The 23344-nt window shown below is 72.6% G+C and carries 24 protein-coding genes and 1 pseudogene; 11 read left to right on the top strand and 14 right to left on the bottom strand.

The window, feature by feature from the left end; translation table 11 throughout:
• Nucleotides 1-127: 127 nt before the first annotated feature.
• Nucleotides 128-643, top strand: a complete 516-nt coding sequence (locus ABZX75_RS26545) for a hypothetical protein (RefSeq protein WP_355414749.1) — start codon at nt 128-130, stop codon at nt 641-643.
• Nucleotides 644-719: 76 nt separating this feature from the next.
• Here ABZX75_RS26545 and ABZX75_RS26550 read toward each other — a convergent pair whose 3' ends face one another.
• The gene (locus tag ABZX75_RS26550; protein WP_355414751.1) at nt 720-1517 is read right to left on the bottom strand and encodes a hypothetical protein; all 798 of its coding nucleotides are present in this window, start codon (nt 1515-1517) and stop codon (nt 720-722) included.
• Between the two features lie 188 nt (nt 1518-1705).
• Here ABZX75_RS26550 and ABZX75_RS26555 point away from each other — a divergent pair, with 188 nt between their 5' ends.
• The 3 genes from ABZX75_RS26555 (at nt 1706) to ABZX75_RS26565 (ending at nt 4847) form a co-directional block, all read left to right on the top strand.
• Nucleotides 1706-2977 carry a CBS domain-containing protein gene (locus tag ABZX75_RS26555; RefSeq protein ID WP_355414753.1) on the top strand — a complete coding sequence of 424 codons (1272 nt, stop codon included), beginning with the start codon at nt 1706-1708 and terminating at the stop codon, nt 2975-2977.
• A 106-nt stretch (nt 2978-3083) separates the two neighbouring features.
• Nucleotides 3084-3635 (top strand): DUF1003 domain-containing protein, encoded by a 552-nt coding sequence (locus ABZX75_RS26560; RefSeq protein WP_355414883.1) that lies wholly within the window; start codon nt 3084-3086, stop codon nt 3633-3635.
• Nucleotides 3636-3677: 42 nt separating this feature from the next.
• Nucleotides 3678-4847, top strand: a complete 1170-nt coding sequence (locus ABZX75_RS26565; RefSeq protein ID WP_355414755.1) for an Mrp/NBP35 family ATP-binding protein — start codon at nt 3678-3680, stop codon at nt 4845-4847.
• Nucleotides 4848-4957: 110 nt separating this feature from the next.
• Here the strand turns inward: ABZX75_RS26565 and ABZX75_RS26570 are convergent, their stop codons facing one another.
• The 5 genes and pseudogenes from ABZX75_RS26570 to sigE form a co-directional block, all read right to left on the bottom strand.
• Nucleotides 4958-5638, bottom strand: coding sequence for a hypothetical protein (locus ABZX75_RS26570; protein ID WP_355414885.1), 681 nt, complete (start codon nt 5636-5638; stop codon nt 4958-4960).
• A 318-nt stretch (nt 5639-5956) separates the two neighbouring features.
• Entirely contained in the window at nt 5957-6403 is a 447-nt protein-coding gene (locus tag ABZX75_RS26575) for a sec-independent translocase (RefSeq protein WP_355414757.1), read from the bottom strand.
• 118 nt (nt 6404-6521) lie between these two features.
• Nucleotides 6522-7823: a trypsin-like peptidase domain-containing protein gene (locus ABZX75_RS26580; RefSeq protein WP_355414759.1), complete on the bottom strand. Its 1302-nt coding sequence runs from the start codon at nt 7821-7823 to the stop codon at nt 6522-6524.
• Nucleotides 7824-8072: 249 nt separating this feature from the next.
• Nucleotides 8073-8573: pseudogene (locus ABZX75_RS26585) on the bottom strand (zf-HC2 domain-containing protein); the annotation flags it as partial.
• The gene (gene sigE, locus ABZX75_RS26590; protein WP_355414761.1) at nt 8570-9349 is read right to left on the bottom strand and encodes an RNA polymerase sigma factor SigE; all 780 of its coding nucleotides are present in this window, start codon (nt 9347-9349) and stop codon (nt 8570-8572) included. The gene sigE and the pseudogene ABZX75_RS26585, both read right to left, overlap by 4 nt.
• Before the next feature lie 179 nt (nt 9350-9528).
• On the opposite strand from sigE, the gene ABZX75_RS26595 reads away from it, so the two are divergent.
• Nucleotides 9529-10191 carry a class I SAM-dependent methyltransferase gene (locus ABZX75_RS26595; RefSeq protein WP_355414762.1) on the top strand — a complete coding sequence of 221 codons (663 nt, stop codon included), beginning with the start codon at nt 9529-9531 and terminating at the stop codon, nt 10189-10191.
• Nucleotides 10192-10415: 224 nt separating this feature from the next.
• Here the strand turns inward: ABZX75_RS26595 and ABZX75_RS26600 are convergent, their stop codons facing one another.
• Nucleotides 10416-10583, bottom strand: coding sequence for a DUF3117 domain-containing protein (locus ABZX75_RS26600; RefSeq protein ID WP_003966491.1), 168 nt, complete (start codon nt 10581-10583; stop codon nt 10416-10418).
• 333 nt (nt 10584-10916) lie between these two features.
• Between ABZX75_RS26600 and ABZX75_RS26605 the strand changes: the two genes are divergently transcribed.
• Nucleotides 10917-11720, top strand: a complete 804-nt coding sequence (locus ABZX75_RS26605; RefSeq protein ID WP_355414764.1) for an enoyl-CoA hydratase-related protein — start codon at nt 10917-10919, stop codon at nt 11718-11720.
• Between the two features lie 21 nt (nt 11721-11741).
• On the opposite strand, the gene ABZX75_RS26610 is transcribed toward ABZX75_RS26605, so the two are convergent.
• Nucleotides 11742-12392 carry a DNA-3-methyladenine glycosylase I gene (locus ABZX75_RS26610; protein ID WP_355414766.1) on the bottom strand — a complete coding sequence of 217 codons (651 nt, stop codon included), beginning with the start codon at nt 12390-12392 and terminating at the stop codon, nt 11742-11744.
• A complete protein-coding gene (locus tag ABZX75_RS26615; protein WP_355414768.1) occupies nt 12389-12877 on the bottom strand; it encodes a DivIVA domain-containing protein in 489 nt (162 codons plus the stop codon). Before ABZX75_RS26615 ends, ABZX75_RS26610 begins: the two co-directional genes overlap by 4 nt.
• Before the next feature lie 76 nt (nt 12878-12953).
• Between ABZX75_RS26615 and folP the strand changes: the two genes are divergently transcribed.
• A complete protein-coding gene (folP, locus tag ABZX75_RS26620; RefSeq protein WP_355414770.1) occupies nt 12954-13814 on the top strand; it encodes a dihydropteroate synthase in 861 nt (286 codons plus the stop codon).
• Between the two features lie 68 nt (nt 13815-13882).
• Here folP and ABZX75_RS26625 read toward each other — a convergent pair whose 3' ends face one another.
• Nucleotides 13883-14650 (bottom strand): TIGR00730 family Rossman fold protein, encoded by a 768-nt coding sequence (locus ABZX75_RS26625; RefSeq protein ID WP_355414772.1) that lies wholly within the window; start codon nt 14648-14650, stop codon nt 13883-13885.
• A 64-nt stretch (nt 14651-14714) separates the two neighbouring features.
• A complete protein-coding gene (gene dapE / locus ABZX75_RS26630) occupies nt 14715-15794 on the bottom strand; it encodes a succinyl-diaminopimelate desuccinylase (RefSeq protein WP_355414774.1) in 1080 nt (359 codons plus the stop codon).
• A gap of 87 nt (nt 15795-15881) precedes the next feature.
• Between dapE and ABZX75_RS26635 the strand changes: the two genes are divergently transcribed.
• Both ABZX75_RS26635 and ABZX75_RS26640 read left to right on the top strand, forming a co-directional pair.
• Nucleotides 15882-16841: a hypothetical protein gene (locus ABZX75_RS26635; protein WP_355414775.1), complete on the top strand. Its 960-nt coding sequence runs from the start codon at nt 15882-15884 to the stop codon at nt 16839-16841.
• 238 nt (nt 16842-17079) lie between these two features.
• Nucleotides 17080-17415 carry an ATP-binding protein gene (locus ABZX75_RS26640; protein WP_355414777.1) on the top strand — a complete coding sequence of 112 codons (336 nt, stop codon included), beginning with the start codon at nt 17080-17082 and terminating at the stop codon, nt 17413-17415.
• Nucleotides 17416-17553: 138 nt separating this feature from the next.
• Here the strand turns inward: ABZX75_RS26640 and dapC are convergent, their stop codons facing one another.
• Together dapC and fdxA are read right to left on the bottom strand one after the other, a co-directional pair.
• The gene (gene dapC, locus ABZX75_RS26645) at nt 17554-18663 is read right to left on the bottom strand and encodes a succinyldiaminopimelate transaminase (RefSeq protein ID WP_355414779.1); all 1110 of its coding nucleotides are present in this window, start codon (nt 18661-18663) and stop codon (nt 17554-17556) included.
• A 98-nt stretch (nt 18664-18761) separates the two neighbouring features.
• Nucleotides 18762-19094 (bottom strand): ferredoxin, encoded by a 333-nt coding sequence (gene fdxA, locus ABZX75_RS26650; RefSeq protein ID WP_355414781.1) that lies wholly within the window; start codon nt 19092-19094, stop codon nt 18762-18764.
• Between the two features lie 117 nt (nt 19095-19211).
• Between fdxA and ABZX75_RS26655 the strand changes: the two genes are divergently transcribed.
• A complete protein-coding gene (locus ABZX75_RS26655) occupies nt 19212-20198 on the top strand; it encodes a GNAT family N-acetyltransferase (RefSeq protein ID WP_355414783.1) in 987 nt (328 codons plus the stop codon).
• The gene (locus ABZX75_RS26660) at nt 20195-20986 is read left to right on the top strand and encodes a transglutaminase-like domain-containing protein (RefSeq protein ID WP_355414785.1); all 792 of its coding nucleotides are present in this window, start codon (nt 20195-20197) and stop codon (nt 20984-20986) included. The genes ABZX75_RS26655 and ABZX75_RS26660 overlap by 4 nt, the downstream gene beginning before the upstream one ends.
• A 143-nt stretch (nt 20987-21129) precedes the next feature.
• On the opposite strand, the gene ABZX75_RS26665 is transcribed toward ABZX75_RS26660, so the two are convergent.
• A complete protein-coding gene (locus ABZX75_RS26665; RefSeq protein WP_355414787.1) occupies nt 21130-23061 on the bottom strand; it encodes a peptidoglycan binding domain-containing protein in 1932 nt (643 codons plus the stop codon).
• Nucleotides 23062-23344 lie beyond the last annotated feature (283 nt).

A 23344-nucleotide genomic window follows, 5' to 3' on the forward strand; every position in this document is an offset into this window, starting at 1 on the left:
CCAGTACGTCCAGTACAAGGACGCTCCTCCGCCTTGCGATGCACGGCACCGGTCAACGCGGGCTCGGCCGACAAGATCCGAAAGAGACGACCTAGAAGCCTCAGGGGCACCCCCTACTCTGGTACGCATGACTCTCAGCACGCTCGACCTGGCCCTCGTCGAGGAGGCCACCAAGAAGTCCGGCCTCATCTGGGTCCGCGGCGCCGGGGCCGACCGCGCCCTGTGGCACGCGTGGGTGGACGGCGCGGCCCATGTCCTGGGCGACGGGCCCGGCGAGCAGCCGTTCCCGGGGCTGGCGGACGGTGCGGCCGCCGAGGTGACCGTGCGCAGCAAGGACAAGGGCGGCCGGCTGGTGGCCTGGACGGCGACGGTACGGGAGCTCGCGCCCCGCAGCGAGGAGTGGGCGGCCGCCGTCGCGGAGCTCAAGGGCAAGCGGCTCAACGCGCCCGACTCGGAGCAGATGACCGAGCGGTGGGCGCGGGAGTGCCGGCTGCTGCGGCTGGAGCCCGAGGCGGTACGCACGCAGCTGCCGGACGGCTCGCTGGCCGCGGCCCCGCTGGCGTCCCCGGCGACGACCCGCAGGCCGGTCCCGGCGGGCCTGCCGAAGCTGCTGCTGAAGCGGAAGAAGTCGGCCCGCTCCTGACTCCCGGCACGGTCCCGTGTCGCGGAGCTCCCGGCGCTCGTGGACCTCGCGGCACTCGCGTCGCGCCCGGCGCTCCCTAATTTCCCGTCGGGTTCGCGCCCTGGCCGGAGCCCTTGGTCGCGGTTCCCTTGGAGTCGCCGCCCTGCTCCTTGGTCGTGGGCAGCTGGGACCCGTAGTCGACCGTCTGGTCCTGCGCGGGCGGCGCCAGCGGGAAGTTCTGGCCCCACTCCGCGAGTTCCACCCGGCCCGCGCCGCCCGCGCGCTCCATCAGCAGCGGGTACGGGGTCCCCTCCAGGGATACCGAGAGCTTGCCGCCCCTGCCCTCATCGGCCGTGACCTGGACCGCACGGGTGGGCCCGATCTTGGTGTAGTCGCCCTTGGCGAGCTTGCCCTGCAGGCCGAGCAGCCCGTCCAGCAGCACGTCCATGTCGGTGAAGCCGCGGAACTGCTTGTAGGAGGGGTCGCCCTCGGGGACCTTCACGTACTTGTCGCCGAGCTTGCCCGCCGAATCGGACTTTCCCCAGAAGGCCGCGTTCGCCTTCAGGTACAGCTGCTCCCCCACCCGCAGCAGCTGGAAGGTGGTGTCGTCCTGCGACTTCACCTCGCCGGAACCGCCGTCCGACTTCAGCCGCATGTCGAGGGTGAAGGTCTTGCCACCGCTCACGAGGGTGCCGGACAGGTGCACCGAGTCCGCTTCCGTGGCGGCGGCCCGCGCCTTGGCCTCGATCTTGTCGGCGCTGAGCTTGCCGACCCCGTTCGTGCCCTCGTCCGGGTCTTCGCCCCCGCAGCCCGTGCCGGTGACGGCGAGACCCGCGCACAACGCACCGATGAAGGCGGCCCGGCGCAGCCGCGCGGCGGGGAAGTAGGCGGTCACGTGCGGGTGCCTCTCGTCGGTCGTCTGCGGCCAGCAGGCAGCGTACCCGCCTGTACGTCACCCCCCATGACCGCGCCCCGCGTCCGGGGCCGCTCCCGTGCGGACCGCCCCACCAGGACGCTTTCCCGCGGCACGGGCTAGCCTGAGGGGCGGCAGGACTGGTGATCGACGCGTGAGGAGGCGCTCGGATGGTTGCAGGCGCCCCGCGCATCTTCGTCTCGCATCTGTCTGGTGTGCCCGTTTTCGACCCCAACGGCGACCAGGTCGGCCGTGTGCGCGACCTCGTCGCGATGCTGCGGGTCGGCGGCCGCCCGCCGCGTTTGCTCGGTCTCGTGGTCGAAGTGGTCAGCCGGCGCCGGATCTTCCTGCCGATGACCCGGGTCACGGGCGTGGAGTCCGGGCAGGTCATCACCACCGGCGTCATCAACATGCGCCGCTTCGAACAGCGCCCCACCGAGCGGCTGATCCTCGGCGAACTGCTGGACCGGCGGGTGCGCCTGGTCGCCGACGGCTCGGAGGCCACCGTCCTCGACGTGGCCATCCAGCAGCTGCCGGCCCGCCGGGACTGGGAGATCGACAAGATCTTCGTACGGAAGGGCAAGTCGGGGGCGCTGCGCCGACGCGGCGAGACCCTGACCGTCGAGTGGTCGGCGGTGACGGGCTTCTCGCTGGAGGAGAACGGTCAGGGCGCCGAGAACCTGGTCGCCACCTTCGAGCAGATGCGGCCGGCCGACGTGGCGAACGTCCTGCACCACCTGACACCGAAGCGGCGCGCCGAGGTGGCCAACGCCCTCGACGACGACCGGCTCGCGGACGTCATGGAGGAGCTGCCCGAGGACGAGCAGGTGGAGATCCTCGGCAAGCTGAAGGAGGAGCGGGCCGCCGACGTCCTGGAGGCGATGGACCCGGACGACGCGGCGGACCTGCTGTCCGAGCTGCCGGAACACGACCAGGAACGGCTGCTGACGCTGATGCGGCCGGACGACGCGGCCGACGTGCGGCGCCTGCTGTCGTACGAGGAGCGGACGGCCGGCGGTCTGATGACCACCGAGCCGATCGTGCTGCGGCCGGACGCGACGGTCGCGGACGCGCTGGCCCGCGTACGGCAGTCGGACCTGTCGCCGGCGCTGGCGGCCCAGGTGTACGTGTGCCGGCCGCCGGACGAGACGCCGACGGGCAAGTACCTGGGCACGGTGCACTTCCAGCGGCTCCTGCGGGACCCGCCGTTCACGCTGGTCAGCTCGATCGTGGACACGGACCTGCCGCCGTTGCGGCCGGACGCCTCGCTGCCGGTGGTGACCAGCTACCTGGCGGCGTACAACATGGTCGCGGTGCCGGTGGTCGACGAGAGCGGCTCGCTGCTGGGCGCGGTGACCGTCGACGACGTACTGGACCACCTGCTGCCGGACGACTGGCGGGAGACGGATTTCCCCTCCGAGGAGGCCGTGCGTGGCCACTGAGCGCGGACGCGGCGAACGGGGCCGCGGCGAGCAGGCGCGCGAGCGGCGCCGGGAGCAGATCAGGGAGCGGCGCGAACAGGCGCGGCTCCAGGCCCGTGACCACGGACTGTCGGCGGACGCGGCGGCGGAGCGGATCGCGGGTGCGAGCGCGCTGACGCGTTCGCGGGCCCGGCTGGACCAGCCGCGGGCGCCGCGCCGGTCGCTGCTGCCCGAGTGGGATCCGGAGGCCTTCGGCAAGATCTCGGAGAAGGTGGCGCGCTTCCTCGGCACGGGCCGGTTCATCGTCTGGATGACGCTCGTCATCATCGTGTGGGTGCTGTGGAACATCTTCGCGCCGAAGGAGCTGCGCTTCGACGAGTTCCCGTTCATCTTCCTGACGCTGATGCTGTCGCTCCAGGCCTCCTACGCCGCCCCGCTGATCCTGCTCGCGCAGAACCGGCAGGACGACCGCGATCGCGTCAACCTGGAGCAGGACCGCAAGCAGAACGAGCGCTCCATCGCCGACACCGAGTACCTGACCCGCGAGATCGCGGCCCTGCGGATGGGTCTGGGCGAGGTCGCCACGCGCGACTGGATCAGGTCCGAGTTCCAGGATCTGATCAAGGAGATGGACGAGCGCAGGCTCTTCCCGGCGGAACGTGACGAAGGCGACCGCTGAGGAACTTTCCTGCCGCGTGCTACCGAGCCGTACCATCGGGGCATGGCTACCGACACAAGCTCCGCCGGCGCCGCCGCCGTACCTGAGCAGGATGCGATCCTCGACGCGCTGGCGACGGTGAACGACCCCGAGATCCACCGGCCGATCACCGACCTCGGCATGGTCAAATCGGTGGAGATCGGTGAGGGCGGCGCGGTCGCCGTCACGGTCTACCTGACCGTGTCGGGCTGTCCCATGCGCGAGACCATCACCAAGAACGTCACCGAGGCCGTGGAGCGGGTCGCGGGCGTCACCTCGGTCGCCGTCTCGCTGGACGTCATGAGCGACGAGCAGCGCAAGGAGCTGGCGAGCACGCTGCGCGGCGGCACCGCCGAGCGCGAGGTGCCCTTCGCCAAGCCGGGCTCGCTGACCCGTGTCTACGCGGTCGCCTCCGGCAAGGGCGGCGTCGGCAAGTCCTCCGTCACGGTCAACCTGGCCGCGGCGATGGCGGCCGACGGCCTGAAGGTCGGCGTGGTCGACGCGGACATCTACGGCCACAGCGTGCCCCGCATGCTGGGCGTCGCCGGCCGTCCGACGCAGGTCGAGAACATGATCATGCCGCCGTCGGCGCACGGCGTGAAGGTCATCTCCATCGGCATGTTCACCCCGGGCAACGCGCCGGTGGTCTGGCGCGGACCGATGCTCCACCGAGCCCTTCAGCAGTTCCTCGCCGATGTGTACTGGGGCGACCTGGACGTGCTGCTGCTGGACCTGCCGCCGGGTACGGGCGACATCGCGATCTCGGTGGCCCAGCTGGTGCCGAATGCCGAGATCCTGGTGGTGACCACCCCGCAGCAGGCCGCGGCCGAGGTCGCGGAGCGGGCCGGTTCGATCGCCGTCCAGACGCACCAGAAGATCGTCGGCGTCGTCGAGAACATGTCGGGGCTGCCGTGCCCGCACTGCGACGAGATGGTGGACGTCTTCGGCTCGGGCGGCGGCCAGAAGGTCGCCGACGGGCTGACCAAGACGGTCGGGGCGACGGTGCCGGTGCTGGGCTCGATCCCGATCGACGTGCGGCTGCGCGAGGGCGGCGACGAGGGCAAGCCGGTCGTGCTGACCGACCCGGAGTCCCCGGCCGGCGCGGCCCTGCGGTCGATCGCGGGCAAGCTGGGCGGCCGGGCCCGCGGCCTGTCGGGCATGTCGCTGGGCATCACCCCGCGCAACAAGTTCTGACCCGGCCCACCACGCGAAGGGGCGACGCTCGATGAGCGGCGCCCCTTCGCGTGGCGCGTTGCCGACGCGTCGACTCGTGCGGCTCCGGGTCTATTCGTACGACTCAGGGTCTACTCGTACGCCCCCAGGTCGCCGATGACCGAGAAGCCGAGGCCGTACGCGCTCATCCCCCGTCCGTACGCACCCAGGTGGACGCCCCCGCGGGTGGAGCCGGCGAGGACCCAGCCGAACTCCGACTCGCGGTAGTGGAACGGCGTCGGCTCCCCGTCGACCGGCAGCGACAGGGTGGACCAGTCGTCGCCGTCGAGGTCGTCCGCCAGCTCCCACGCGGCCTCGGTCTGCTGGTCGAGCCAGTCGTCGCGCAAGGTGTGGTCCATCTGCCCCGGCCAGGTGAAGGCCAGCAGCCCGGAGCCGGCCAGCCAGGCCGCCGAGGCGACCGAGGTGGCCTCCAGCACGCCGGTGCCGTCGCTGCTGCGGCGCAGCGGGTTGCTCGCCACGGTGACGACCACCGCGAAGCGCTCCTTCTCGCCCGTGGCGATCTCACCCCGCAGGGACGGCTCGTCTCCGTGTCCGGTGGAGCCGTGTTCCACGGTACCGTCCGCGGCGGTGCCGACCTGCATGAGCCAGCGGGGGCCGGTGAAGGCCCCGTCCAGCCCGTACCAGGGGAAATCGGCCCGCAGGTACCCCTCGGCCGTCCGGCGGGCCGCCGGGACGGGAGCGGTGCCTTCCTCGGGCTGTGCGGCCCCGGTGGGCGGATCCTGCGCGGTCGAGGTCGCGGTATCGGTCTCGATATCGGTATCGGTATCGGTCGGCGGATCCTGCGCGGCCGTGGTCGCGGTCTGCGGATCCTGTGCCGCCGCGCCATCGGCCGGCGGATCCTGCGCGAGTGCGGTCTGGGCGTCCTGCGCGAGCGCGGCGGCAGGGGCGGGCGCTTCGGCGGGCTGCGTCCCTACCCGGCTAGTCGTCTCCATGTGAGCGGCCTCTCGTTCCGTGGGGTCCGGAACGGCCCTCCCCCTCGCTTCGCTGGGGGGACCCCCTCCCTCGGGCGTCCTCGGTCCGGACAGATGGAGGATAGCCATCCGACTCCGGATCGCCGGGCAGGCTGCGACTCAGGTGGCGTCGGCGTCGAAGCGCGCGCGCTGCTCCGGGGCCGGGGCGGCCGGCTTCTTCAGCAGGTCGGGACCGGCGGCGGCGGGCGCGCCGGCGGTGGGCGCGGAGGCCTCGGCGGGCTCCGTCTCCTTGCCGTTGACGGCGTCGGTGACGTCGTTCAGCTCCTTGCGGAGATCGAAGCTGGTGCGGATCTCCTTGAGGTCCTCGTTCTCGCTCAGCTGCTTGCGGATGAAGGTCTTCGGATTCAGGTCCTCGAAGTCGAAATCCTTGAACTCCGGGCCGAGTTCGGAGCGGATGTCCTGCTTCGCGCTGTCGGAGAACGCGCGGATCTTCCGGATGACACCCGAGACGTCCTGAATGACCTTGGGCAGCTTTTCGGGGCCGAAGATGAGAATGGCGAGCACCACGATCGTGACCAGCTCGAGTGCGCCTATGTCGTTGAACACCTTGCCGCTCCTCGGCTCTCTTCACTTCGGGGCCCGAACACACGGTACCCGGCGTTCCCCGAGGGCCCATACCCGCGTACCGACCCCGTCCCGGTTTCACCCGGACGTCATGCGCTGCTCATGAACCGTTCGCCGAACCGAGGACCACTTCCAGCGTGCGCTCGCGGCCGTCGCGGTGCACGGTGAGGGTCAGCGGATCACCCGGGCGGTGGGCGCGGATCTTGATGATCAGCTCGTCAGCGCCGCGCACCCGCCGTCCGTCCACCTTGATGATCACATCACCGGCCTTGATCCCCGCCCGGGCGCCCGGACCGTCGTCGGCCACGGAGGGTCTGCCGCCCTCCCCCTTGTCGTCCACCCGGGCTCCGTCGCCCGTGTACCGCATGTCGAGGGTGACGCCGATGACGGGATGCGTGGCGCGGCCGGTGCGGATGAGCTCCTCGGCGACCCGCTTGCCCTGGTTGATGGGGATGGCGAAGCCGAGGCCGATGCTGCCGCCCTGCCGGTCGGGATCGTCTTTGTCGGCTCCCCGGATCGCGCTGTTGATGCCGATCACACGGGCCTGGGAGTCGAGGAGGGGGCCGCCGGAGTTGCCGGGGTTGATGGGGGCGTCGGTCTGGAGCGCGTCGACATAGCTCACGTCGCTGCCGTCCCCCTTGTCGCCGCCCGCGGTGACGGGCCGGCCGGTGGCGCTGATGATGCCCGCGGTGACCGTGTTGGACAGATCGAAGGGCGCGCCGATGGCCACCACCGGGTCGCCGACCTTCACGTTCTCGGAGTTGCCCAGGCTCAGCGGCTGCAGCCCCCGCACCCCGCTGACCTTGACGACGGCCAGGTCGTATCCGGTGTCGCCGCCCACGAGCTCGGCGGTGACGCTCTCACCGGTGCTGAAGGTGACCGCCATCTCCTTGGCACCGGCGACGACGTGGTGGTTGGTGAGGATGTGGCCCTGCTGGTCGAGCACGAAGCCGGTGCCCGTACCGGCGGCCGCCGCGCCTCGCACGTGCAGGGTCACCACCCCGGGCAGCGCCGCGGCCGCGATCCCGGCCACGCTCTCGGGCGCCCGGCCCTGCTCCGCGACACCCGTCTGGGGCAGCTCCAGCCGGGTGCTGCTCTGGCGCTCCGCGAGCACGCCCACATAGCCGCCGGTCCCGCCCGCGAGCAGAGCCGTACCCACGCTGACGGCCACCAGCTGCCACAGCCGGATCCCGCGCCCCGCGCGGCCCCGGTCCACGACCTGGAGCGGCTGGTCGCCCCACGGGTCGTACCGCACCCCGCCGGCCGGCACCCGGTCGTCTGCCCCGGCTTCGGCCTCACCGTCGGGGCGCGGGGCGGGAACCCCTTCGCGGCGGATGTCCACCGGCCCGTCGGGCCGGCTCCACCACGACGGAGCCGGATCGGTCTGCTGGCTGTCGGCCATGGGCGCTCCCCGCGTACCTATGCGCATGTGCCCCAGATTCAACCAGGTCCCGGCTCAGCGCAGGAGGGAGACCGGGCGGCCCGGGACCGCCGGGGAGGGGTGGAGCGGAGGCAGCGGGGGTGTCGACAGGAGGGTGGGGACGGCGGCGGGGGTCGGCATGCGGTCGCGGACGACCGCATCGGCCACGGGTACGGCGGAACCGGGTCTGGAGGCGGGCGCGGGGGACTCACCCCGCCCGTTCGGCTCCAGGCCCTCCAACGGCAGCGTGCCGCCGAGCGCGAGCGCGGCGAGGGATACGGCCCCGGCGGCGACGAAGGCGAAGCGGCGGCGTGGACGGCCCACTTCGTGGATCCGGAAACCCTGCTCCCCCGGCCGGGCGGCCGGCGGCAGGGCGTATCCGAAGGACGCGAAGGGGTCGCCTCCGGGCGGTGCAGGAGGACCCGAGGGCCCGAGACGACCGGAAGAACCGGACGGACCCGCGGAGCCGGACGGGCCGGACGGGCCTTGGGGGCCACTGCCCGGCAGCCCCTGCAACCGCGCCAGCAGCCCGGCGGACAGCGGCGGCGGCGCGCTCTCCACGAACAGGGTCTTCAGGCGGCGCTGCGCATCGGCTTCGGCCTTGCACTTGGCACACGTGGCCAAGTGGGCCAGGACCCGCTCGCGGGCATCATGCTTGAGCTCCCCGTCCACCAGAGCGGCGAGCCGGTCGCCCAGGTGCTGTTCGGCGGGGGACGGACTGACTCCACTCACTCGGCTCCGCCCTCTCCCCCGGCGCCCGGAGCGCCCACCGCCACCCCTGCCAGCGCGCGCTGCTCCGCACGGGCCTCGGGAGACCGGTGCTTGAGCGCCTTGCGCAGGTGCGACCGGCCTCGGTGGATACGGCTGCGGACGGTACCGAGCTTCACGCCCAGCGTGGCGGCGATCTCCTCGTACGACAGGCCCTCGATGTCGCACAGCACCACGGCCGCGCGGAACTCGGGCGCGAGGGTGTCCAGCGCCTGCTGAACGTCCGCGTCGAAGTGCGTGTCGTGCAGGACCTGCTGCGGGGACGGCTCACGGCTCGGCAGGCGCTCCGCGGCGTCGTCGGCGAGCGCGTCGAAGCGGATCCGCTGCTTGCGGCGGACCATGTCCAGGAAGAGGTTGGTGGTGATCCGGTGCAGCCAGCCCTCGAAGGTGCCGGGCGTGTACGTGGACAGCGAGCGGAAGACGCGGACGAAGACCTCTTGGGTGAGGTCCTCGGCATCGTGCTGGTTACCCGTCAAGCGGTAGGCGAGACGGTAGACCCGAGCACTGTGCGTGCTGACGATCTCCTCCCACGAGGGAGGGGTCCACGCCTGAGAGCCCGCATCGGCGGCAAAGGTCGCGGTGGTTGCGGTGTCTGCGGTGTGGAAGCGGTCAGCAGTGTTGGTCACGGATTTCGGCTCACCCGCCGACCGGAAGAGGCGTCTGAACACGCCCCGACGATCCACAGGCGCAGCCGCACCTCCCCTGTCGGCTCTGGTGGTGTCCAGTGGAGTCCCTACCATAGCCACCCCCTCCGTCAGCTCCGGATAAACATTTTTGCAGTAACTTTGCACGGGTCTTCAGTCCCGGAACGGCCCCGGACCGGCGATCTGCCCGGCACCGTCCCCTCTTATCCCGCCTCCACCCCTTCCAACGCCCGGTCCCATCTGCGGGTTCCCGACGTCAACGGATACAGTCACCGTTGCGCCAACTATGGGGACAGGAGAGGGTCATTACCGGCAACCGGCAGACGAGCTGGGCGTTCGCCGACGCGTTTGTCGCCGAGGACGACGCTCTGCGGTGGGCCCGCGACCGGTCCAGGGAAGCGGGCCTGCGCTCCGTCTCCCCCGGAACCGGGGCCGCGCTGCGCCTGCTGGCCGCCACCGCGGACGCCAAGGCGGTCGCCGAGATCGGCACCGGGACGGGTGTTTCCGGCATCCACCTCCTCCACGGAATGCGCCCCGACGGGGTCCTGACCACCGTGGATCCCGAACCGGACCGGCAGGCCTTCGCCCGGCAGGCCTTCCGCGCCGCCGGCTTCGCCGGCAACCGCGCCCGCTTCATCCCCGGCCGCGCCCTCGACGTCCTGCCCCGCCTCGCGGACGGCGGATACGACCTCGTCTTCTGCGACGGGGACCCCGCCGAGTCCCTCGACTACCTCGCTGAATCGTTGCGCCTGCTGCGCCCCGGCGGACTCGTGTGCTTCGAGGGAGTCTTCTCCGACGGCCGTACGGTCGACTCCGCGGCCCAGCCGGTGGAGGTGCTCCGCGTCCGCGAGCTGCTGCGCAGCGTCCGCGAGAGCCCCGCGCTGGAGGCCGCCCTGCTCCCGGTGGGCGACGGCCTGCTGTGCGCCGTCCGGCGATGACGCCGGCGCCCGTACCTCCAGCCCGGCGTTCCATCGGGGCGACCCGCTGACGGCGCGCACGGATGTGCCGGCCGGTCGGTGCGCCCCGCCTCACGCCGAGGGGGACGATGCCCGGCGGGTCAACAGGTCCGAGGGCGAGCCCCCTCGGACACAACGCTGCCCCGGCCGCTGATCGCGGTCGGGGCAGCGCAGAGAATACGGGTGGTGAAAGTGCGGTCAGCGGGTTAGCCGACGACCTTCTTCAGGGCGTCACCCAGGGCGTCCGCCTCGTCCGGGGTCAGTTCGACGACAAGCCGACCGCCGCCCTCGAGCGGTACGCGCATGACGATGCCCCGCCCCTCCTTGGTGACCTCGAGCGGGCCGTCGCCCGTCCGCGGCTTCATGGCCGCCATGCTCGTTCCCCTTCCTGAAACCAGCTCATCGTCAGCCGACGGCCCCATTCAGGCGCCTAATACCCGGCATCGAACACATTGCTTCTTGGCCATTATCCCGCATGTCAGGACCCGATGACCAACATCGCCCGGGAACGCTTGTGCAACGCGCTTGACCAAAACCACTCATTTCGGGGACCCGGCTGCGATACTTCGCCGCCGCCCCCTGAGAACGGCATCCGCTTTCTTTGACGCACATCACATGTGCTGCCGCCGTCCGGTCCGCCATGCTGACCTTTGCACCGGCCGGTACCGGCCGGTAGCCAAGCCCGCGACGAAGGGGGACCCCCTGCCATGGCCGACAGCGTGCTCTACGAAGTGACCGACGGACTCGCGACCATCACGATCAACCGTCCCGACGCGATGAACGCCATGAACACCGAGGCGAAGGTAGCCCTGCGCGACGCGGTCCAGGCCGCTGCCGGGGACCGGGCGGTACGGGCCGTCCTGCTCACCGCGGCCGGCAACCGGGCCTTCTGCGTCGGCCAGGACCTCAAGGAGCACATCGGGAATCTGGCGGCGGACCGCGAGAGCGGGTCCTCGCTGACGATGAGCACGGTCGCCGAGCACTACAACCCGATCGTGCGGGCGCTGACCGAGATGCCCAAGCCCGTGGTCGCCGGGGTGAACGGGGTCGCGGCCGGGGCGGGCTTCGGCTTCGTGCTCGCGGCGGACTTCCGGGTCGTCGCCGACACCGCGTCCTTCAACACCTCGTTCGCGGGAGTCGCGCTGACCGCCGACTCCGGGGTCTCCTGGACCCTCCCCCGCCTGATCGGCGCCTCGCGCGCGTCCGACCTGCTGCTCTTCCCCCGCTCGGTCAAGGCCCAGGAGGCGTACGAGCTCGGCATCGCCAACCGCCTGGTCCCCTCCGACTCCCTGCACGCGGAGGCCGAGTCGGTGGCCCGCGCGCTGGCCTCGGGGCCGACGGTCGCCTACGCCGCCCTGAAGGAGTCCCTGGCGTACGGGGCCTCCCACTCGCTCTCCGACGCCTTGGCCCACGAGGACACCCTCCAGACCCGCGCGGGGGCTTCCGAGGACCACGGCATCGCCGTCCAGGCCTTCCTCGCGAAGCAGCCGCCCACGTACCTGGGCCGCTGAACGCCGCGCCCGCGGCCCGACTCAGGCGACGGGAGCCGGGGCCTGGCCTTGGGCCGGGTTCGGGTCCGGGTCCGCCGAAGCCGGGACCGGGGCCGAAACCGTGTCGCGGGAGACGCAGTCGACCAGGTGGTCGTTGACCAGTCCGCAGGCCTGCATCAGGGCGTAGGCGGTCGTGGGACCGACGAAGCGGATGCCGGCCTTCTTCAGCGCCTTGGCGAGGGCGGTGGACTCCGGCGTGACCGCCGGGATCTCGGCGATGGTCCGCGGGGCCGGTCCCGGCTCCGCCGGGGCGTGGGACCAGATCAGCGTGTCCAGCTCGCCCGGCTCCCACCCGGCCAGCACCCTGGCGTTGGCCAGGGTCGCGTCGATCTTGGCCCGGTTGCGGATGATCCCCTCGTCGGCGAGGAGGCGTTCCACGTCCGCCGGTCCGAATTCCGCGACCGCCGCGATCTCGAACGAGGCGAAGGCCTTACGGAAGCCCTCGCGCCGCCGCAGGATGGTCAGCCAGGACAGCCCCGACTGGAAGGCCTCCAGGCAGAGCCGCTCGTACAGCGCGTCGTCGCCGTGGACCGGACGGCCCCACTCCGTGTCGTGGTAGACGACGTAGTCCTCCGTGGACAGCGCCCAGGGGCAGCGCAGGCCCCCGTCCGGACCCGCGAGCGCGGCGCTCATCGGTCACCGTGCTTCGTGAGGTCGGCCTTGTCGTCCCGGACGACCTGGTCGGCCGCGTCCGCCTCGTCCGCCACCTCGGCCACGTCCGCCTCGTCAGCCACCTCCGCCACCTCGGCCTCGTCCGCCGCGCCGGAGGGTGCCGCCGCCTGCCCCGTGTGCGCCGGTTCCGCCACGGCTGTCGCGGCCGCCGGACGCGCGGCTCCGGCCGTCAGCTGCGCGATCCGCGCGTCCCGCTCCGCCAGCTCTGCCGCCAGCCGCTCCAGTACGTCGTCCACCTCGGCCATCCGGTACCCGCGCGGCGCGACCGGCAGCCGCAGCGCGTCGATGTCCGCCCGTACGACCGGCCGGGTCTCCGGCAGCCCGTCCGCCACCCGGTCCGGCTCCGCCTCCGGCAGGACGGCCTCCGCACCGCCGCCGACCACCGCCAGGGTGACCGCGGCCACGACCACGACCAGCGCGATCATCAAGAACCAGAACACGATCAACTCCCCTGAGAGACTCCGGCCACCAGGTTAAGGTCGCAGGCGAGGCGCAAGGGCCGCCGAAGGAGGAAAGAGCAGGATGCTGCGACTGGGCAGGCGCGAGTTCGAAACCCACGAGCCGGTGATCATGGCCATCGTGAACCGGACTCCGGACTCCTTCTACGACCAGGGCGCGACCTTCCGCGACGAGCCCGCGCTGGACCGGGTCGAGCAGGCGGTGGCCGAGGGCGCCGCGATCATCGATATCGGCGGGGTCAAGGCCGGCCCGGGCGAGCACGTGGACGCGGCCGAGGAGGCACGGCGTACGGTCGGCTTCGTGGCCGAGGTCCGGCGCCGCCACCCGGACGTGGTGATCAGCGTGGACACCTGGCGGCACGAGGTCGGCGAGGCCGTCTGCGAAGCCGGGGCCGACCTGCTGAACGACGCCTGGGGCGGGGTGGACCCCAAGCTGGCCGAGGTCGCCGCCCGCTACGACGTCGGCCTGGTCTGCACGCACGCGGGCGGGGTGGAGCCGCGCACCCGGCCGCACCGGACCACGTACGACGACGTGATGGCGGACATCCTGCGCGTCACGGGCGGACTGGCCGAGCGGGCCGCCGCGCTCGGTGTGCGCAGGGACGCGATCATGATCGACCCGGGCCATGACTTCGGGAAGAACACCCGGCACTCCCTGGAGGCCACCCGCCGGCTGGGCGAGATGGCGCAGACGGGCTGGCCGGTCCTCGTCTCCCTGTCCAACAAGGACTTCGTCGGCGAGACCCTCGACAAGCCGGTCAAGGAACGCCTGCTCGGGACCCTGGCCACGACGGCCGTCTCGGCCTGGCTCGGTGCGCAGGTCTACCGCGTGCACGAGGTCGCGGAAACGAAGCAGGTCCTGGACATGGTCCGCTCGATCCAGGGCCACCGGCCCCCGGCGGTCGCCCGCCGCGGCCTGGTCTGAGACGACCGCCGAGCCCCCGGCGGTCGCCCGCCGGGGGCTCGGTCCTGGCGCTCGGTCCGGGCGCTCGGCTACTTGCCGACTTCCTTCGTCACCAGCGCGATCGCCTCTTCCACGTCGTCCGTGACGTGGAAGAGGTAGAGGTCCTTCTCCGACGCCTTGCCCTGCGCGACGACCGTGTGCCGCAGCCATTCGATCAGGCCGCTCCAGTACTCCGTGCCGAACAGCACGATCGGGAAGCGGGTGATCTTCTGGGTCTGGACCAGGGTCAGTGCCTCGAACAGCTCGTCCAGCGTGCCCAGGCCGCCCGGCAGCACGACGAAGCCCTGGCTGTACTTCACGAACATCGTCTTGCGGACGAAGAAGTACCGGAAGTTCAGCCCGAGGTCGACGTGCTCGTTGAGCCCCTGCTCGAAGGGCAGCTCGATGCCGAGGCCGACCGAGATGCCGTTGGCCTCGCTGGCGCCCTTGTTGGCCGCCTCCATCGCGCCGGGCCCACCACCGGTGATCACCGCGAAGCCGGCGTCGACCAGCGCGCTTCCGATCCGTACGCCCGCCTCGTACTCCGGTGAGTCCACCGCGGTACGGGCCGAGCCGAACACGCTGATCGCGGGCGGCAGCTCGGCGAGCGTGCCGAAGCCCTCGATGAACTCCGACTGAATGCGCAGGACCCTCCAGGGATCGGTGTGCACCCACTCGGTGGGCCCGGCCGAATCCAGCAGCCGCTGGTCCGTCGTACTGCCCGCCTGAACCTGGCTCCGCCTCCGCAGCACCGGCCCGAGCTGCTGCTCCTCGGGCCGACGGCGAGCGTCCCCGTCGGGATTGCCGTGGTTGCCCATGATGTGCTCCCTCCTGCTGATCGTTGGATCAGGTTAGGCGCACAAAGGTGACGGCAAGCGGAATTCAGGAGGTCAGCCAGGCGCGGAGTCGTTCCTCGCAGTGGAGGATCGCCTTCGTCCCGACCCGTTCGTCCACCTTGTGGGCCAGCAGGGCGTCGCCCGGGCCGTAGTTGACCGCCGGGACGCCCAGCGCGCTGAAGCGCGAGACGTCCGTCCAGCCGAACTTCGGCATCGCGCGGCCGCCGACCGCCTCCATGAAGGCCGCGGCGGCCGGGTGGGAGAGGCCGGGCAGGGCGCCGCCCGAGGAGTCGTCGACGATGAACTCGCTGATGTCGCAGTCCGCGAAGACCTCCCGTACGTGGGCCAGGGCGTCGGCCTCGCTGCGGTCCGGGGCGTAGCGGAAATTGACCGTCACCGTGCACGCGTCGGGGATGACGTTGTTGGCGACGCCGCCCTCGATGCGGACCGCGTTGAGGCCCTCGTGGTACTCCAGGCCGTCGATGACGGGCCTGCGGGGCTCGTAGGCCGCCAGCTTGGCCAGGATCGGGCCGGCGGTGTGGATGGCGTTGGAGCCCATCCAGCTGCGGGCGGAGTGGGCGCGCTCGCCGGCCGTGCGGAGCAGGACGCGCAGGGTTCCCTGGCAGCCGCCCTCGACCTCGGCGTTGGAGGGCTCCAGCAGGACCGCGAAGTCCCCGGTCAGCCAGTCGGGGTGGGCGGCGGCGACCTTGCCGAGGCCGTTGAGGTCGGCGGCGACCTCCTCCTGGTCGTAGAAGACGAAGGTGAGGTCGCGGTTGGGGGCGGGCACGGTGGCGGCGATGCGCAGCTGCACCGCGACACCGGACTTCATGTCGGTCGTGCCGCAGCCCCACAGGACGTCGTTCTCGTCGAGGCGGGACGGTACGTTGCCGGCGATCGGCACGGTGTCGAGGTGCCCGGCGAGTACGACGCGCTCGGCGCGGCCGAGGTGGGTGCGGGCGACGACGTTGTTGCCGAAGCGGTCCACGGTGAGGTGCGGCAGGGTGCGCAACGCGCGCTCCACGAGGTCGGCGAGTACCTTCTCGTCGCCGCTCACGGACGGGATGTCGACGAGCCGGGCGGTCAGCTCGGCGGCGTCGAGGGTGAGGTCCAGCTCGGATTCGGACATGCTCCCGACCCTAGCGCCCCGGGCCCGGGAGAGGCCTGGTACGTCCGGCCGGTGGACGCGCCATCCGCCTCAAGTACGGTGGGCCGCGTGTCCGAGATCAGTCATGACCGTCCCCGCCGTCGCAGACCGTTGCGCATGGCCGTGGGCCTGCTCGTCCTGCTGGCGCTCGCCGGCTACTTCGCCGTGCAGCGCGACTCGAACGGCGGCGGTGCGCCGTACTGCACGGCCAGTGTGGTCATCGGCGCCGGACCCGGATCGCAGGGCACCCGTCAGTCGTACGAGATGACCCCCGAGCAGGCGTCGAACGCGGCGACGATAGCGGCGGTCGGCATTTCCAAGGGCCTGCCGGACCGGGCCGTGACGATCGCGCTGGCGACCGCCATGCAGGAGTCGGCGCTGCGCAACCTCGACCACGGCGACCGGGACTCGCTGGGTCTCTTCCAGCAGCGGCCCTCGCAGGGCTGGGGAACCCCGGAGCAGATCACGGACCCGGTCTACTCGGCCGCGATCTTCTACGACCACCTCGTCGAGGTCCCGGGGTACTCACGGCTGCCGCTGACCGTGGCCGCGCAGAAGGTGCAGCGCAGCGGCTATCCGCAGGCGTACGCGAAGCACGAGCCGGACGCGACGGTCCTGACGGCCGCCTTCGGTGACGGCGGCACCCTGGCCTGCTCCGGCCCGGCGCCCGCGGCCGGTGATCCGGCGAAGGTGAGGGCGGAGCTGGTGCGGGCCTTCGGCGAGCAGGCGACGACCGGCGGGGCCGGGACGGCGGGCGGGGCCGCCGCCGTCCCCGGTACCGACATCAGCCTGCGGCTGAAGCGGGACGGCGGTCCGGGCGAGGAGCGCCGGGGCCGGGCGATGGCGCACTGGGCGGTGGCCCGCGCGCACGAGCTCGGCATCATCCGGGTCTCGTACGGCACCTCCCGCTGGATCGGCGGGCAGGCCAGGGGCCAGTGGCAGGCCGTGGGCGGTGGGGGCGGCAAGTCGGCGGGCGCCGGTCCGCAGGACGCCCTCCGGGACGAGATCCGGATCTCCGTAGCCCGCTGAAACCTCACTGCACAACCGTCCACCCGTACGAGCGGGTCACTCCTGCGGGGGTGACCCGGCGGGCGGCCGAAAGGGACCCGTGAGGGACGGAAGCCCTGGTGGGCGCGCGTCCAGTGCGTTTGTCGCGGAAGCCGATTAAACGATGCGTTACTGATCCTTTACCTACCGCCTCCGCAACCCCACCCGCCCCTGGAGCGGTTGTACACGGCGTACGCAGCCGCTACCGCTTAGGAGCATCATGTCCCTCCCCCTGACCCGTCGGATCGCCCGTGCCGCGCTGCTCCTCGCAGCCGGGACAGCGCCCGTGGTCGGTGCGGCCGGCGCGGCCAGTGCCGCCGGTCTGGAGTCCGTGCCGCAGCTGGGCGCGCTCACCGCCCCTGATGCCACAGCCGTCTCCGGCACCGCGGACGCCGCCACCTCGGCCCTTCCGGCGGCCGCTCCCGCCACCGACCTGGCCGGCACCGCGGGCGGTCTGCTCGGCGGACTGCCCGCCTCGCAGGACCTGCCGGTGGGCGGGGCGCTGCCCGGTGGCCTGCCGGGCGGCCTGCCCGGTGGTCTGCCGCTGGGCGGCTGATCGCCGTAAGACGCCGAAGAGTCCGGGAGCGCGAACTCCCGGACTCTTCGGCTTTCGCGTCTGGGGCCGGTACGGCGATGCACCGTGACGACCACGACCACGCGACTGCGCGCCTGCGCGACTGCGGGGCGCGACGGCTCAGCCCAGGCGCTTGACCGCGGCCTCGACGCGCTCGTCGGTGGCGGTGAAGGCGACGCGGACGAACTGCGCGCCCGCCTCCCCGTAGAAGTCGCCCGGCGCGACGAGGATGCCCAGTCCCGCGAGGTAGCCGACGGTGTCCCAGCAGGGCTCGTCGCGGGTCACCCACAGGTAGAGGCTCGCCTCGCTGTGCTCGACCCGGAAGCCGTGCGCCTCCAGGGCGGTGCGCAGGGCCGCGCGGCGGGCGGCGTAGCGGGCGCGCTGCTCCTCCACGTGGGTGTCGTCGCCGAGCGCCGCCACCGTGGCCGCCTGGACCGGGGCGGGGGTCATCATGCCGCCGTGCTTGCGGATCTGGAGGAGCTCGCCGAGCACGTCGGCGTCACCGGCGATGAAAGCCGCCCGGTAGCCCGCCAGGTTGGACCGCTTGGAGAGGGAGTGGACGGCGACGATGCCCTCGTACGAGCCGCCGCACACGTCGTCGTGGAGGACGGAGACGGGCTCGGCCTCCCAGCCCAGCTCCAGGTAGCACTCGTCGCTGAAGACGAGGATCCCGTGCTCGCGCGCCCAGGCCACGATCCGGGTCAGCTCCTCCTTGGCGAGGACCTTCCCGGTGGGGTTGGACGGGGAGTTGAGCCAGAGCAGCTTCAGGCCGGCCGGGTCGAGCTGGGTGGGGTCGTCGTAGACCACGGCCTCGGCTCCGCACAGCCGCGCGCCGACCTCGTACGTCGGGTAGGCGAGCCGGGGGTAGGCCACCTTGTCCTTCACCGGCCCCGTGCCCGAGCCGAGGCCCAGCTGGGTCGGCAGCCAGGCCACGAGCTCCTTGGAGCCGACGACCGGCAGGACGTTGCGGTGTCCGGCGGCGCTCGCGCCGAGACGTCCGCGCACCCAGCCCGTGATCGCGTCCCGCAGGGCGACCGTGCCCCACACCGTCGGGTACCCCGGGGAGTCGGCGGCCTCGACCAGCGCGCGCTGGATCAGCTGCGGCACCGGGTCCACCGGCGTGCCGACCGACAGGTCGACGATGCCGTCCGCGTGGGCCGCCGCCGTCGCCTTGTACGGCTCCAGCTTGTCCCAGGGAAAGACGGGAAGACGGTCGGATACTGCGGCCACGGAGGTCTCTGCTCTCTCTGGGTAGGGGGTCGCAAACACCTCGGTCCCGTGCGGCGGGAGGGCCGGACGGGACCGAGGGGCGCTTGTGCCGTGAACCCTCAGTGCTCGGAGGGGTTGATGTCGGCGGGCAGCGCCGCGATGAAGGGGTGGTCGCGCTCGATCAGGCCGAGCTTGGAGGCACCACCGGGCGAACCGAGCTCGTCGAAGAACTCCACATTCGCCTTGTAGTAGTCCTTCCACTCCTCGGGAGTGTCGTCCTCGTAGAAGATGGCCTCGACCGGGCAGACCGGCTCACACGCACCACAGTCGACGCATTCGTCCGGGTGGATGTACAAGGACCGCTTGCCCTCGTAGATGCAGTCGACGGGGCACTCTTCGATGCATGCCTTGTCCTTGACGTCGACACAAGGCTCCGCGATGACGTAGGTCACGCTCTCGTTCCTCCTCGGTAGGGCTTTCCATATCGCGCGGGAGCGCGGCGTCGTCGATGCCCGCACCTAGTATCTCCGTTCCCGGGCACGATCCGAACAGGAGGGGCGGACAGAGCTGTGGAAATCACCGCGGGTGGACTGCTGGAAATCCGTATTACCCCGGCTGACGTGGGTAAACGAGTCTCCGTACGACGGGTGGAGAGCGGCCCGGGCGGGACCCCCGAGTTCACGGACGCCGTAGGGGTTCTCACATCCTGGGACGAGGGTGTGCTGACGATCACACGGAAGGACGGCCGGTCCGTCCGCATCGCGGAATCGACGCTGGTGGCGGGCAAGATCGTGCCGCCCGCGCCGGCCCGGCGGCGGGGCCCGGCGGCCTCCTTCGAGGAGCTGGCGCGGGTCACGGCGCGCTCCTGGCAGCCGCTGGAGAGCGAGCCGCTGGGCGAGTGGACGCTGCGGGCGGCCGCCGGATTCACCCGGCGGGCCAACTCCGTGCTCCCGCTCGGCGACCCCGGCATACCGCTGGACGATGCACTCGCGCGAGTGACCTCCTGGTACGCGAAACGAGGACTTCCGGCGTACGTGCAGGCCGCGACGGGTGCTGTCGGCACCCAGGAGATGCTCTGCGCGGAGCTGGAACGGCGGGGCTGGGCGGCCGAGGTGTCGGCGGAGGTACGGATCGCGGCGCTGGCGCCGCTGGGCGACGTGGACGCTCCCGCCGCCGGGGCCCTACGACTGACCCGCGCCCCGGACGAGGAGTGGCTCGCGCGCTACGGGAAGGTCACCGACCCGGACCTGGCCCGCCGGATGCTGGTGGAGGGGCCGTCGGTGTGGTTCGCGGCGCTCCCCGGGGGCCGGGCCATCGGGCGGTGCGTGGTGGACGGACGGTGGGCCGGATTCGCGGCGGTCACGGTCGATCCCGCGCACCGGCGGACGGGCCTGGCGACGGCGGTGATGGCGGCGCTGGCGCGGCGTGCACTGGAGGAAGGGGCCTCGGCGGCGTGGCTCCAGGTGGAGACGGACAACGCGGCGGCGCGTGCCCTGTACGACGGGATGGGCTTCGCGACGCACCACGCCTACCACCACTACCGGGCGGCGCGGTGACGTCCGCCTGGCGGGAGCAGTTCGCGGCCCAGGCCCGGTCGGAGCGCCCGGACCTGGCGGTGCTGTGCCTGCTGGTGGCGGCGGAGGCGGACCCGGAGCTGGACGAACGGGCCATGGACTGGGCGCAGATCGAGCTGGACCGGCTGGCGGGGATGCTGCCGTACGGGCTGCGCGGCGGGCGGGCCTGGGCGTCGGCCGTCACCGAACTGCTGGGCGCGCGGCTGGGATTCCATGGCACGCCCGGGGACTACGACCGACTGTCGTCCTCGCTCCTGCACGAGGTCCTGCGGCGCCGCCGCGGGCTGCCGATCCTGTTGTCGGTGGTCTGGCTGGAGGTCGCGCGGCGGGCGGGTGCGCCGGTGTACGGGCTGGCCCTGCCGGGGCACTTCGTGGTCGGCTTCGGGGATCCGGAGGAGGGCGTGGTGGTGGACCCGTTCGCGGGGGGCGCCTCGCTGGGAGCGGGGCCCGCGGAGCTGGCGTCCGGTCCGCGCACCCCGGCCCGGACGCTCGACATCGTCCTGCGGATCCTGAACAACATCCGGGCGTGGGCGGCGTCCCGCCCGGAGCAGTCGGGCGTGGCCCTGTGGGCGCTGGAACTGTCGCTCCTGCTGCCGTCGCACCCGGCGTCGCTGCGCTACGAGCGGGCGCGGCTGCTGGTGGAGCGGGGTTCCTTCCAGGAGGGGGCGGCCGAGATGGAGGCGTACGCGGCCGTGGTGGAGGCGGTGGACGCCGCCGTCGCGGCGCGCCTCCGCTCCGAGGCCGGCTCCGCTCGCGCGCGGCTGAACTAGTGCGGTGACCGGAAAGGCCTGCCGGACGCTGCCCCGCCGCGGGCCGGATTGTCCGCCGGGCGGGGTGAGCGCCGCTGCCCGGCGTGGCGGAGCCCCCGGGCCCGGGACGGGGCGGGGGCTCCGGACCAGGTCGGCCGGGCGGGTCAGGACGGGTTGGTGTCGACGACCACGATGCGCTCGGCCGCGGTCTTGCCGCGCAGGGCCGTGCGGAGGGCGCCCGCGACGTCCTGCGGGGTGACCGCCGTCTTGGCGCCGGTGCCGCGGGTGATCATGATTCCGTCGAAGGTGTTCCCGTAGGTCTCCTTGAGGGCTTCCAGGTCGAACTTCTCGACGAGGCGGCCCTCCACCGGCTGCATGCTCAGGATGCGGGGCAGGGACTTGCTGCCGAAGGCGATGGACTTGGACCCGATCTTGACGGTGGCGTTGGCGGACATCGCGGGCTCGGCGAACTCCTTCATGGCCCGGTCCAGTTCCGCCTGGTCGATGACCGGCGCCTTGGTGGTCACCGGCAGTTCGGCCACGGCCGCCTTGCCGGTGGCGACCATGTCACGGAAGGCCTTGGTCACGTGCTCCGCGGAACTGTCCACGTCGAGGGTGGTGCCGGCCGTACCCGGGACGGCCACCGCCTTGCCCGTGTCGAACTTGATCGTGCCCTCGGTGGCCGAACCCGCGGTGCCCGCGAGCTCCTGGAGCGCGACCTGGAGCTTCTCCTCGTCGACCGGCATCACGGGGGTGGCCGCGCGCTCCTGGCCGAAGAGCGAGCCGATGACGGTGACGGGGTTGTAGTCACTGCCGGCCGCGTTGCGGACGGTGGTCTGGCTGTCCAGGGTCAGGCCGGCCTTCTCGGGCTTCAGCTCGACCTGCTTTCCGCCGACGCTGAGCTGGAGCGGGGCGGTGGCGCGGGTACCGAAGGCCGTCTGGAGCTTGGCCACGGCCTCGTCACGGCTGCCGCTGATGTCGACGCCGAGGACGGTGGTGCCCTTGGGGACGTCGGAGTGGTTCAGGAGCAGCCCGGCGCCGTAGGCCACGCCGAGGAGGGCGATGGCCGCGCCGCCGAGGAGGGCCAGCTTGCGGCCCTTCTTGGCGGGCTTGGCCTTGCCCTTGCCCTTCGGCTGCGGGGGCGCGGGGCGGGCGGCCGATGCGGGTCCCGGAGTCGGCCCGGGCGGCGGTACGGCCGCCGGTCCGGGGGCCGGGGCGCCCACCTCGGGGCCGGGCCAGCGCGGCGCCTCGCCGGCGCGAGGGCCGTCGAGAGGACCGGCGAGGGGCCCGGCGACGCCGAAGCCGGGTCCGCCGGTGGGTCCGGCGGGAACCGCGCTGCCCTGGTCGGCATACGCGGGGAACGCCTCGGTTACGGGGCCGCTGTCGTCGGGGCCGTTCCCGTACGCCGGGACACCGCGGGGCGCGCCGCCGCCGGGGCCGCCGGGGCGCGGGCCGGCCGGGTCCTGGCCGTAGACCGCACCGCCCGGCACGGGCGGCGGCGGGGTCGTGCGCGGCGGCGGGAAGCCGGCGCCCGCCACGGGCGGGGGCGGGGTCGTGCGCGGCGGCGCGAAGCCCGCACCGCCCGCCGCCGGGCCGGGCGGCGGAGTGGGTGCGGGGGCCGGCCTCGGGGTGGGCGCCGGCCTCGGGCTGGATGCCGGGGGCGGGGCGGAGGCCCGGCCGGCGTAACCCGCGCCCTGCGCGGGCGCTGGCGGCGGGGTGGGCGCCGCACCCGGCGTCCCACCCGGCCTCGTACCCGGTGCGGCACCCGGTGCGGCACCCGGCGCCGGGGCGGAGGCCTTGCGCGGGGCGAACCAGTTGCTGGGCGTCCCCTCCCCCTCGGCCGGGGACGGCTCCGGTGCGGCCTGGATCCGGGTCGGCTCGGGCTTCGCCCTCGGCGCGGGCGTCGGCTCCGCCGCGGGCTGTACCCCTGGCTCGCCGTCGGTCGCCGCACCGGCGGGGGCACTGGTACCCATCGCCTTGCGTACGACCACCGGCGGGATCGGCCGCGAACCCGGGATGTTGATCCGGATCCGGGTCGTCAGGGTGGTCTCGGTCTTGGGCCCGTCGGATTCGGGCGTAGACGGCTTCGAGGTCACTGAGTTCTCCTCATGGGCGGTCGCCGCGCCAGGCCCTGGTGGCACAGTCGTGGACGGGTACTGGCCGGTTCCATACGGCGGCGTACCCGAGGGGTAGGCGGCTCCTCCGTGCCCCTGGGGCCCGGAGGACGAACTGTCGGTTTCACGACTCAAGGCAGGTTCTCCCAGTTGGCTCCGCCGCCCGTCATACCGTGCGCGGGCAGCTCGGCGGCCCGTCCACCATACTGGCCGCCGCGTGGGGGCAACTGACCACCTGGAATCAAAGGTTCCTCATAGCCCGCGC

This window comes from Streptomyces sp. NPDC003038, from assembly GCF_040611115.1.
GTDB lineage: Bacteria > Actinomycetota > Actinomycetes > Streptomycetales > Streptomycetaceae > Streptomyces.